Annotated in this window: 1 protein-coding gene; it reads left to right on the top strand. The window is 74.8% G+C overall.

Features of this window, described 5'->3' with window-relative positions:
* Nucleotides 1–14: 14 nt before the first annotated feature.
* Nucleotides 15–13221 (top strand): type I polyketide synthase (locus ACZ6Q9_RS32600; protein WP_396831110.1); only part of this gene is annotated, 13207 nt, incomplete at its 3' end.

Raw genomic sequence — 13221 nt, 5'->3', positions numbered from 1 at the left:
AGGTGATCACCCCGATGGCGAACGAAGCCAAGCTCCGCGAGTACCTCAAGCGCGTCACCGCTGACCTGCACGAGACCAGCGAACGCCTGAGGGCCGTCGACGAGCAGAACCACGAGCCCATCGCGATCGTGGGGATGAGCTGCCGCTACCCGGGCGGGGTGCGGACCCCCGAGGCGCTGTGGCGGCTGGTCGAGTCCGGCACCGACGCCGTCACGGAGTTCCCGGCCGACCGGGGCTGGGACGTGGCGAACCTCTACGACCCCGACCCGGACGCGCACGGCAAGTCGTACACCCGGGAGGGTGGCTTCCTGCACGACGCCGGCGAGTTCGACGGCGGCTTCTTCGGCATCTCCCCCCGGGAGGCGCTGGCGATGGACCCGCAGCAGCGCCTGCTGCTGGAGGTCGCCTGGGAGGCGGTCGAACGGGCCGGCATCGCCGCCGACTCGCTCAAGGGCAGCCGCACCGGCGTCTTCACCGGCGTCATGTACCACGACTACGTGTCCCGCCTGAACGGCGTGCCGGAGGAGGTCGAGGCCTTCGTCGGCACCGGCAACCACGGCAGCGTCGTCTCCGGCCGGATCGCCTACACGTTCGGGTTCGAAGGCCCGGCGGTCACCGTCGACACCGCATGCTCGTCCTCCCTGGTGGCGATGCACCTCGCCGTGCAGGCGCTGCGCTCCGGCGAGTGCACGCTCGCGCTGGCCGGCGGCGTCACCGTCATGTCCAGCCCCGACACGTTCATCGGCTTCAGCCGCCAGCGCGGCCTGTCCCCGGACGGGCGGTGCAAGTCCTTCGCTGCCGCCGCCGACGGCACCGGCTGGAGCGAGGGCGCCGGGCTGCTGCTGCTGGAACGGCTCTCCGACGCCCACCGCAACGGGCACCCCGTGCTCGCCGTGGTGCGCGGCACCGCGGTCAACCAGGACGGCGCCTCGAACGGCCTCACCGCGCCCCACGGCCCGTCCCAGCAGCGGGTGATCCGCCAGGCCCTGGCCAACGCGCGGCTCTCCCCGGCCGACGTGGACGCGGTGGAGGCCCACGGCACCGGCACCCGCCTCGGCGACCCCATCGAGGCGCAGGCGCTGCTCGCCACCTACGGCCGGGACCGGGCCGACGACCAGCCGCTGTGGCTCGGCTCGATCAAGTCCAACCTCGGGCACACGCAGGCCGCGGCCGGCGTCGCCGGCGTGATCAAGATGGTCATGGCGATGCGGCACGGGGTGCTGCCGAGGACCCTGCACGTCGACGAGCCGTCCCCGCACGTCGACTGGTCGGCCGGCGCGGTGAGCCTGCTCCGCGAGCCGCGCCCGTGGCCGCACGGGTCCCGCCCGATGCGGGCCGGCATCTCATCCTTCGGCGTCAGCGGCACCAACGCCCACGTCATCGTCGAGGCCGCCCCGCCCACGCCGCAGCCGGCCGCCGACGCCGTCGCCGGGCCCGACCCGCTGCCGTGGGTCGTCTCCGCCCGCAGCGCCGCCGCGCTCACCGCCCAGGCCGACCGGCTGCGCACCTGGCTCGCCGACCACCCCGACGCCGCGCCGGCCACGGTGGGCCGGGCCCTGGCCGTCGGACGGTCCGCCCTGGAACACCGGGCCGTGGTGCTCGGGGCCGACCGGGACGAGCTGATCGCCGGGCTCGCCGCGCTGGCCGACGGCGTCCCGGCCGCGTCCGTGCGGCGCGGCGTCGCCGGCCCCACCCGCGTCGCGGTGCTCTGCACCGGGCAGGGCGCCCAGCGGGTCGGGATGGGCCGGCAGCTGTCCGCCGCCTTCCCGGTCTTCGCCGCGGCCTTCGACGCCGCCTGCGCGGAACTGGACCGGCACCTCGACCGGCCCCTGCGCGAGGTCCTCGACGGTCCCGCCGACGTGCTCGACCGCACCGGTTACGCCCAGGCGGCGCTGTTCGCCGTCGAGGTGGCCGCCTACCGGCTCGTCGAGTCCTGGGGCGTCGTGCCCGACTTCGTGGCCGGGCACTCGGTCGGCGAGGTGGCCGCCGCGCACGTCGCCGGCGTGCTGTCGCTGCCGGACGCCGCCCGCCTGGTCGCCGCCCGGGGCACCCTGATGCAGGCGCTGCCCACCGGCGGCGCGATGGTGTCGGTCCGCGCCACCGAGGCCGAGGTGCGCCAGCACCTGGACACCACCGTCGAGGCGGCCGGCGCGGGGCTGGCCGCCGTCAACGGCCCGGAGTCCGTCGTCGTCTCCGGCGACGAGGACGCGGTGCTGGCGGTCGCCGACCACTTCGCGGCCCTCGGCCGGCAGACCAAACGGCTGCGGGTCAGCCACGCGTTCCACTCCGCCCGGATGGACCCGATGCTCGACGCGTTCGCCGACGTGCTCGGGCAGTTGACCTTCGCCGCCCCCCGGATTCCCGTGGTCTCCACCGTGACCGGCGTCGTGCTCACCCCCGACGAGGTGCGCTCGCCGGCGTACTGGCTGCGCAACGTCCGGGAGACGGTCCGCTTCGACGCGGCCGTGACCGCCCTGCGCGAGCTGGGCGTGGGCGCGTACGTCGAGGTGGGCCCCGGCGGGGTCCTCTCCGCGCTGACCCAGGAGATCGTCGGGTCGGACCAGGTGGTCTGCGCCCCGGTGCTGCGCGCCGACTCCGACGAGCCGGCGACCGCGCTGGCCGCCGCCGCCACCGTCTGGGCCCGCGGCGTGCCGGTGGACTGGGCCGCCCTGTTCGACGGCCCACCCGCGCCGCTCGACCTGCCGACGTACGCGTTCCAGCGCCAGCGCTACTGGCTGCTGCCCCTGCCGCAGGCCGCCGACGTGACCGCTGCCGGGCTGACCCCGACCGGGCACCCGCTGCTCGGCGCGGTGTTCCGCTCCGCCGACGGCGACGAGGTGACGCTCACCGGCCGGCTGTCGGTGGAGAGCCAGTCCTGGCTGGCCGAGCACGCCGTCCGCGGCGTGGTGCTCCTCCCCGGCACCGGGTTCGTGGAGCTGGCGTTGCGGGCCGGCGCGGAGGTCGGCGCGGACCGGCTCGCCGAGCTGACCCTGGAGGCGCCGCTGGTGCTGCCGGAGACCGGCGGCGTCGACGTGCAGGTCGCCGCCGAACGCGGCAGCGCCGACACGTGGCAGCTCACAGTCCACGCCCGCCGGTCCGGCACCGACGACCTGTGGGTCCGGCACGCCACCGGCCTGCTCACCCCCGAACCGGGAGAGGACGGGACCCCGCTGACGGCCTGGCCGCCGGCCGGCGCCACCGCCCTCGACGTGTCCGAGCTGACCGGGCGGGCGGCGGAGGCCGGATTCGCGTACGGCCCGACCTTCTCCGGGCTGCGCGCCGCCTGGCGGCTCGGCGCCGACGTCTACGCCGAAGTCGCGCTGCCCGAGCCGGCGGCCGGCGAGGCCGGCGGGTACGGGCTGCACCCGGCGCTGCTCGACGCCGCCGTGCAGGCGGTCGGGTTGGGCATCGTCGACCCCGGCCAGGCCCGGATGCCGTTCTCCTGGTCCGCCGTCACGCTGTCCGCCCACGGCGCCGACACGCTGCGGGTACGGCTCACCCCCACCGGCCCGGACACCGTGGCCATGCTGGTCGCGGACGCGGCCGGCGAGCCCGTCGCCCGGGTCGGGTCCCTGGTGCTGCGGCCCCTGCCGGCCGGGGAACCGGCCTCCGGCGCGTCCTCCTGGCGTCGCTCGCTGTTCCGCCTCGACTGGCCCCGGCACGGTGGCGGCGCCGGCGCGCCCGACGACACGACCTGGGCCGTGCTCGGCGACCACCCCGCGCCGCTGCCGTCCGGCGTGACCGCCGCCCGGCACGCCGACCTCGACGCGCTGGTCGACGCCGGAGTGCCCGACGTCGTCCTGTTCCCGGTGGCCGGTGCCACCGCGACCGGCCCCGGCCCGGTCCACGGCCTGCTCGCCGAGGTCCTCGGCGTGCTCCAGGGCTGGCTCGCCGCCGAGCGGCACACCGGCGGATCCCGGCTGGTGGTGCTCACCCGCGGCGCCGTCGCCGTGGACGACGACGCCGAGGTGGCAGACCTGGCCGGCGCGGCCGTCTGGGGTCTGCTCCGCTCCGCGCAGGCCGAGCACCCCGGCCGGTTCCTGCTCGTCGACGTCGACGACCCGGACCGCTCCGCCGCCGCCCTCGCCGGCCTGCTGTCCGCCGACGAGCCGCAGGCGGCGGTGCGCGACGGCGTGGTCCGGGTGCCCCGGCTCGTCGCCGCCACCGAATCCGACGCCCCGGCCCCGTCGCTGGACCCGGACGGCACGGTGCTGGTCACCGGCGGCACCGGCGCCCTGGGCGCACTGACCGCCCGCCACCTCGTCACCCGGCACGGGGTCCGCCACCTGGTGCTGACCAGCCGGCGCGGGGCCGACGCGGACGGCGTCGCCGACCTGCTCGCCGAGCTGGCCGACCTGGGCGCGACCGCGACCGTCGAGGCGTGCGACGCCGCCGACCGGAACGCCCTGGCGGCGCTGCTGGACCGGATCGACCCCGCCCACCCGCTGACCGGCGTGGTGCACTCCGCCGGCGTGCTCGCCGACCGCACGCTGACCTCGCTCACCGCCGAATCCCTCGCCGAGGTGCTGCGGCCCAAGGTGGACGCCGCCGCGCACCTGCACGAGCTGACCGCCGGCCTGGACCTCGGCCTCTTCGTTACGTACTCGTCGGCGGCGGGCGTGACGGGCAGCCCCGGCCAGGCCAACTACGCCGCCGCCAACGCCTTCCTCGACGCGCTCGCCCACCGACGGCGGGCCGCGGGCCGCCCGGCGCTCTCCCTGGCCTGGGGGCCGTGGGCCGAATCGGGCGGCGGCATGACCGCCGCCCTCGACCGGGCCGACACCGACCGGCTGGCCCGCGCGGGCGTCCGGCCCCTCCCGCAGGCGGACGGCCTCGCCCTCTTCGACGCCGCCCTGCTGACCGGCCGGTCGGTGGCGGTGCCGATGACGGTGGACGGCCCGGCGCTGCGCGCCCAGGCCGAGGCGGGCACCCTGCCGTCCGTGCTGCGCGGGCTGGTCCGGACGCCCCGCCGCCGCGCCGCACGGACCGGTCCGGCCAGGACCGCCGCCCTCACCGACCAGCTGGCCGGGCTCGACCGCGAGGAGCGCGCCGCGGCCCTGCTGCGGCTCGTCCTCGACCAGGTCGCGGCGGTGCTGGGGTACGCCGACGCCGCCGCCGTCGAGGCCGCGCGTCCGTTCACCGACCTGGGCTTCGACTCGCTGACCGCCGTCGAGCTGCGTAACCGGCTGGGTGCGGTCACCGGCCTGCGGCTGCCGGCGACCCTGGTGTTCGACCACCCGACGCCGCTCGCCCTGGCCGACCACCTCGACGCCGAGACCGGCACGGACACCGGCCCGCTGCCGGCGCCGGTCGCCAGCGCCGCGGCGCTAGACGAACCGATCGCGATCGTCGGGATGAGCTGCCGCTACCCTGGCGGCGTACGCTCCCCGGAGCAGCTGTGGGACCTCCTCGTCGCCGGCGGCGACGGCATCACGGACTTCCCCGCCGACCGCGGGTGGGACCTCGAGGAGCTGTACGACCCGTCCGGCACGCGCCGGGGCACCAGCTACGCCCGCGAGGGCGGCTTCCTGGCCGACGCTGGTGACTTCGACGCCGACCTGTTCAAGATCTCGCCGCACGAGGCCCTCGCCATGGACCCGCAGCAGCGGCTGCTGCTGGAGACCTCGTGGGAGGCGATCGAGGACGCCCGGATCGACCCGCTCGCGCTCCGGGGCCGCCCGGTCGGCGTGTTCGCCGGCATGATGTACCACAACCACGCCGCCGGGCTGGCCGACGTGCCAGAGACCCTCGACGGCTACCTCGGCGTCGGCACGGCGAGCAGCGTGCTGTCGGGTCGGGTGGCGTACTCGTTCGGTTTCGAGGGGCCGGCGGTGACGGTGGACACGGCGTGTTCGTCGTCGTTGGTGGCGCTGCACCTGGCCGTGCAGGCGCTGCGGTCGGGCGAGTGCGACCTGGCCCTCGCGGGCGGCGTCACCGTCATGGCGACCCCCGAGACGTTCATCGACTTCTCCCGCCAGCGGGGCATGTCCCCCGACGGCCGGTGCAAGTCGTTCTCCGATGACGCGGACGGCACCGGCTGGTCCGAGGGCGTGGGCGTGCTGCTGGTGCAGCGGTTGTCGGACGCGCGGCGGGACGGTCGGCGGGTCCTGGCGGTGGTGCGCGGCAGTGCCGTGAACCAGGACGGCGCGTCGAACGGGTTGACGGCGCCGAACGGTCCGTCGCAGCAGCGGGTGATCCGCCAGGCTCTCGCGAACGCCCGGCTGGGCGTCGCGGACGTCGACGTCGTCGAGGCGCACGGCACGGGCACGACGCTCGGCGACCCGATCGAGGCACAGGCGCTGCTCGCCACGTACGGGCAGGAGCGAGGCGACCACGACGCGCTGCTGCTGGGTTCGGTGAAGTCGAACATCGGTCATACGCAGGCGGCTGCCGGGGTGGCGGGGATCATCAAGGTGATCTTGGCGATGCGGGCCGGGGTGGTGCCGGCGTCGTTGCACGTGGGCGAGCCGTCGTCGCATGTGGACTGGTCGTCGGGTGCGGTGGAGTTGGTGACGCAGGCGCGGGAGTGGCCCGTGGTGGGGCGCCCGCGTCGGGCGGGGGTGTCGTCGTTCGGCATTTCCGGCACGAACGCGCACGTGATCATCGAGCAGGGAGAGCCGGAGTCCGCTTCGGCGTCCGTCGCGCCGGTCGGGTTGCCGGTGCCGTGGGTGGTGTCGGCGCGGTCGGAGCGGGGTCTGTCGGGTCAGGCTGCGCGGTTGGTGTCGTTCGTGGGGGACCGGCCTGACCTGTCTGTGTCGGATGTGTCGTGGTCGTTGGCTTCGTCCCGGGCGGCGTTGGAGCACCGGGCGGTGGTGTGGGGCTCGGACGTGGACAACCTGACGGCGGGGCTGTTGGCTGTGGTGGAGGGCCGTCCGGCGGTGGTGTCGGGTGTGGTGTCGGCGGGTCGTCGGGCGGTGTTGTTCACGGGTCAGGGTTCGCAGCGGGCCGGTATGGGTCGTGAGTTGTATGACGTGTTCCCGGTGTTCGCGGCGTCCTTCGATCGGGTGTGTGGGAAGTTCGACGGGCTGTTGCCGCGTGCGTTGCGGGAGATCGTGTTCGCCGAGCCGGGTACCCCCGATGCCGGTCTGGTGGATCAGACGGTGTTCGCGCAGGCGGGGTTGTTCGCGGTTGAGGTGGCGTTGTGGGAGTTGTTGTCGTCGTGGGGTGTGCGGGCGGATTTCCTGGCGGGTCATTCGATCGGTGAGGTGACGGCCGCGTATGTGGCGGGGATGTTGTCGCTGACCGATGCGTGTGTGTTGGTGGCGGCGCGGGGCCGGTTGATGCAGGCGTTGCCCGCCGGTGGGGTGATGGCCGCGGTCGGCGCGTCGGAGGAGTCGGTCGTCGAGCTGATCGATCTCACGGGTGCGGCGGTGGACGTCGCGGCGGTGAACGGTCCGGCGGCGGTGGTGGTGTCGGGTGCCGCTGCCGAGGTGGCCTCGGTGGTGGCGGTTTCCCGTGAGCGGGGGTGGCGGGTCAAGGAGTTGTCGGTCAGTCACGCGTTCCATTCGCGGTTGATGGATCCGATGTTGGACGAGTTCCGGGCGGTGGTGGCGGGGCTGGATTGGCGGGTGCCGCGCGTGCCGGTGGTGTCGAATGTGACCGGTGGGGTGGCGGATCCGCTGGAGTTGGTGGATCCGGAGTACTGGGTGCGGCACGTGCGGCAGGCGGTGCGGTTCGCCGACGGGGTGGCGGCGCTGCGGGAGCAGGGGGTCGACACGTTCCTGGAGGTCGGCCCGGATGCGACGTTGACGGCGATGGTGGCGGAGATCGTCGGCGGCGGTGGCGTGCGGCGGATCCCGGCGTCGCGGCGGGAACAGGCGGAGGTCGACGCGCTGACGTCGGCCGTCGGGCAGCTCTGGGTCGCGGGTGTCCCGGTCGACTGGGCGGCCTACCACGGCCAGGCCGGCATCCGGCCGCGCGTGGTCGACCTGCCCACGTACGCCTTCGACCATCGACGTTACTGGATCAATGCGGCGACGCGGTCCTACCGGCCCCCGGTCGCCGGGCGTACCGCGGCCGACGAGGACTTCTGGCGGGCCATCGAGGCGGAGGACGTGGCGAGCCTCGCCGAGAGCCTGGCCGTCGACGCCGACGCCCCGCTCGCGGACGTGCTGCCGGCCCTGTCCACCTGGCGGCGCCGCCGGGACGCCGAGGCAACCCTCGACTCGTGGCGCTACCGGGTGGCGTGGCAGCCGCTCGCCGACGAGCCCGCCCGTGCCGAGGCTGCGGAATTCCTACTCGTCGTACCGGCCGACGCGGGCGCGGCCGTGACGGACTGGGTGGCCGCCCTCGGTGCCGACGGCGCGCGGGTCGTCGAGGTCCACGCCGCCTGCGACCGCAAGCGCATCGCCCACGACCTGGTCGAGGCGTCGGCCGGCCGCGACGGCGAGCCGCTGCCCGTGCTCTCCCTCCTCGCGTTCGACGACCGGCCGTACGCCGGTGCCGAATCCGTTCCGGCCGGTCTCGCCGGCACCGTCGCGCTCGCCCAGGCGCTCGGCGACGCCGGGGTCGCCGCCCGACTCTGGATCGCCACCCACGGCGCCGTCTCCGTCGGCTCCCGCGACCGGCACGTCGACCCCGTGCAGGCGATGGCGTGGGGCTTCGGCAGCGTGCTGCGGGCCGAGCACCCGCACCGCTGGGGTGGGCTCGTCGACCTGCCCGAGCAGCCGGACCAGGGTGTCGTGCGCAGGCTCCGTACGCTGATCGGCGGCGCCGGCCGGGAGGACGAGGTCGCCCTGCGCCAGGCCGGTGCCCACGCCCGCAGGCTGGTTCGCGCGACGGACCGCGACGCCGGCCCGCGCCGTTCCCGGACGCCGCGCGGCACGGTGTTGGTCACCGGCGGCACCGGCGCCCTCGGCGGTCACGTCGCCCGGGCATTGGCCGGCGACGGCGCCGAACACCTCCTGCTGGTCAGCCGGCGCGGTCCCGAGGCGCCCGGCGCCGCCGCCCTCGCCGAGGAACTCACCGGGCTCGGCTGCCGGGTCACCGTCGCATCCTGCGACGTGGCCGACCGGGACGCGCTCGCGGCGTTGCTCGACTCGATCCCCGACGAGCTTCCGTTGACCGGGGTCGTGCACACCGCCGCCGCCCTCGACGACAACGTGGTCGACGCGGTGAGCGTCGACCAGCTCGCCACCGCGCTGCGGGCGAAGGTCGACGCCGCGCGCAACCTGGACGAGCTGACCCGGGGCAGGGACCTCTCCGCGTTCGTCCTCTTCTCCTCACTCGCCGGTCTCCTGGGTGCCGCCGGCCAGGCCACCTACGCGCCCGGCAACGCCTTCCTCGACGCTCTGGCGCAGCGGCGTCGCGCGGAGGGGCTGCCGGGGACCTCGCTCGCCTGGGGCCTGTGGGCCGACGGCGGGGTGAGCGCCGGCGAGTTCGAGCAGCGGCTGAGCCGCACCGGGTTCGGCGCGATGGCGCCGGAGACGGCGGTGCGGGCTCTCACCCGGGCGCTGGACCGCGACGAGACGTACCTCGTGGTGGCCGACATCGACTGGGCCCGGGTGGCCACCGCCGGCGGTCGGCGGCACGCCCCGTTGGTCCGGGACCTGCTGGCCGCGGCCGGCCCCGCGGCAGCCGACGAGGCCTCCGCGCCGGCGGCCGACCTGCGCCTTCGCCTGTCCGGAATGTCTGATACGGAACAGCTCCACGCGCTCCGCGAACTCGTCCGTGCCGAGGTCGCCGCCGTGCTGGGCCACGAGTCCGCCGAGCGGGTGGCACCGGATCGGGCGTTCCAGGACCTGGGCTTCACCTCGCTGGCGGCGGTCGAGCTGCGCAACCGGCTCGACGCGGCCACCGGCCTCGCCTTGCCGAGCACGCTCGCGTTCGACTACCCGAACTCGACCGTCCTCGCCGGGCACATCCACGCCGAGCTGCTCGGCGGGCAGGCCCTCTTCGACGCCGCCGCGCTCACCGGCCCCGTCGTGGGCGACGACCCGATCGTCATCGTCGGCATGGGCTGCCGTTTCCCCGCCGGAGCCGAGTCCCCGGAAGGGCTCTGGGGCCTGCTGACGGCCGGCGTCGACGCGATGTCGGACTTCCCGACGAACCGGCACTGGGACCTGGAGTCGCTGGCCGACCCCGGCGCCGAGGGCGACGATCACTCCTACGTCACCCGAGGGGCCTTCCTGGCCGACGCGGGCGGCTTCGACGCCGAGTTCTTCGGGATCTCGCCCCGCGAGGCCCTCGCCATGGACCCGCAGCAACGGCTGCTGCTGGAGGTCACCTGGGAGGCGTTCGAGGACGCCCGGATCGAACCCCTCGCGTTGCGCGGCAGCCGCGTCGGGGTGTTCGCCGGCACCAACGGACAGGACTACGAGACCGTCGTGCGTCAGGCCGGCGAGTCCCTCGCCGGGTTCGGCGCGACCGGTGCCTCGGCGAGCGTGCTGTCGGGTCGGGTGGCGTACTCGTTCGGTTTCGAGGGGCCGGCGGTGACGGTGGACACGGCGTGTTCGTCGTCATTGGTGGCGTTGCACCTGGCCGCGCAGGCGCTGCGGTCCGGCGAGTGCGACCTGGCGCTGGCCGGCGGTGTGACGGTGATGGCGACTCCGGGAGCCTTCATCGAGTTCTCCCGCCAGGGCGGGCTGTCGGCGGACGGCCGCTGCAAGGCGTTCGCCGAATCGGCCGACGGCACCGCGTGGGGCGAGGGCGTGGGCGTCCTGGTCGTGCAGCGGCTGTCGGACGCGCGGCGGGACGGTCGGCGGGTCCTGGCCGTGGTGCGGGGTACGGCGGTGAACCAGGATGGTGCGTCGAACGGTTTGACGGCGCCGAACGGTCCGTCGCAGCAGCGGGTGATCCGGCAGGCCCTCGCGTCGGCGGGGTTGTCGGCCGGTGACGTGGACGTGGTCGAGGCGCACGGCACGGGCACCACGTTGGGCGACCCGATCGAGGCGCAGGCGTTGTTGGCGACGTACGGGCAGGGTCGGGACGAGCCGTTGCTGTTGGGTTCGGTGAAGTCGAACATCGGTCATACGCAGGCCGCCGCCGGAGTCGCCGGCGTGATCAAGATGGTCCTGGCGATGCGGCACGGGGTGGTGCCGGCGTCGTTGCACGTGGATGCGCCGTCGTCGCACGTGGACTGGTCGTCGGGCGCGGTGGAGCTGGTGACGCAGGCGCGTGAGTGGCCGGCGGTGGGGCGTCCGCGTCGGGCGGGCGTGTCGTCGTTCGGTATCTCCGGCACGAACGCGCACGTGATCATCGAGCAGCCGGAGCCGGAGAACGCTCTGGCGTCCGCCGCGCCGGTCGGGGTGCCGGTGCCGTGGGTGGTGTCGGCGCGGTCGGAGCGTGGTCTGTTGGGTCAGGCGGCGCGGTTGGTGGCGTTCGCGCGGTCCCGCACGGATGTCGCGGTGACGGACGTGTCCTGGTCGTTGGCCATGTCGCGGGCGGCATTGGAACACCGCGCGGTGGTGTGGGGTAGCTCGGGCGAGGAATTGACGGCGGGATTGTCGGCTGTCGCCGAGGGCCGGTCGTCGGTGGCCTCGGGTGTGGTGTCGGCGGGTCGTCGGGCGGTGTTGTTCACGGGTCAGGGTTCGCAGCGGGCCGGTATGGGTCGGGCGTTGTACGAGGCGTTCCCGGTCTTCGCTTCGGCTTTCGACGCGGTGTGCGGAGAGATCGATCCGCACCTTCCGCGTCCGCTGCGGGAGATCGTGTTCGCGGAGTCGGGCAGTGTCGACGCTGGTCTGGTGGATCAGACGGTGTTCGCGCAGGCGGGGTTGTTCGCGGTCGAGGTGGCGTTGTGGGAGTTGTTGTCGTCGTGGGGTGTGCGGGCGGATTTCCTGGCGGGTCATTCGATTGGTGAGGTGGCCGCCGCGTATGTGGCGGGGATGTTGTCGCTGTCGGATGCGTGTGTGTTGGTGGCGGCGCGGGGCCGGTTGATGCAGGCGTTGCCGGCTGGCGGGGTGATGGCGGCCGTCGGTGCGCCCGAGGCTGCGGTGTGGGAGGTCATCGAGGCGTCGGGTGCGGCGGTGGATGTCGCGGCGGTGAACGGTCCGGCGTCGGTGGTGGTGTCGGGGGCCGCGGGCGAGGTGGCCTCGGTGGTGGCGGCGTCTCGTGAGCGGGGGTGGCGGACGAAGGAGTTGTCGGTCAGTCACGCGTTCCATTCGCGGTTGATGGATCCGATGCTGGACGAGTTCCGGGCGGTGGTGTCGGGGCTGGACTGGCGGGTGCCTCGGGTGCCCGTGGTGTCGAATGTGACCGGCGCGATGGCGGATCCGTTGGAGCTGGTGGATCCGGAGTACTGGGTGCGGCACGTACGGCAGGCGGTTCGGTTCGCCGACGGGGTGGCGGCGCTGCGGGAGCAGGGGGTCGACACGTTCCTGGAGGTCGGCCCGGACGCGACGCTGACGGCGATGGTGGCGGAGATCGTCGCCGACGTGCGGCGGATCCCGACGTCGCGGCGGGACCAGGCGGAGGTCGACGCGCTGACCTCGGCCGTCGGGCGGCTCTGGGTGGCGGGTGTCGCGGTGGACTGGGCGGCGTACCACGGCCAGGCCGGTGCCCGGCCGCGCGTGGTCGACCTGCCCACGTACGCCTTCGACCACACCTGGTACTGGCCCGAGGCCGCGGCCTCGATCCGTCGGGACGCTCACGCCGACGCACTCGACGGGCGGTTCTGGGCGGCCGTGGAGTCCGGCGACCCCGACCGGATCGGCGGCGAGCTGGGCGTCCGCTCCGACGAGCCGTTCAGCGAGGTCCTGCCGAAGCTCGCGCAGTGGCGGCGGACCGCCCGGCAGCAGTCCGTCGTGGACTCCTGGCGGTACCGGGTCGAGTGGCGGCCGGCAGCCGTCGCCGAGCGTGAGGGCCTGACCGGTACGTGGCTGGTGTTGATCCTCCCCAGCCAGGAGGACCACCCGCTACTGGCCGGGCTGGCGCAGCGGGGCGCCGAGGTGGTCCCGGTGGTGCTGGACGAGTGGGACCGTGACCGCATCGCGCGCCAGCTCACCGAGACGCGGGAGACCCGCGGGCCGGTCGCCGGCCTGGTCTCGCTGATCTCGCTCGCCGGCGCGGGCGTGGTCGAGGCCATGACGGTGGCGCAGGCTCTGGCCGTGGCGACGGTCGACGCTCGCTTGTGGTGGCTCACCTCCGGCGCCGTCGCCGTGGACGACTCGGAGACCCTGGGCGACCTCTCCGCGGGTGCGGCGGTGTGGGGTTTGGGTCGGGTGGTGGGTTTGGAGTTGCCGTTGCGGTGGGGTGGGTTGGTGGATGTGTCGGGTGTGTGGGATG

The sequence above is a fragment of the Micromonospora sp. NPDC049139 genome, from assembly GCF_055586845.1.
This window is presented reverse-complemented; position numbering and strand designations above follow the sequence as displayed.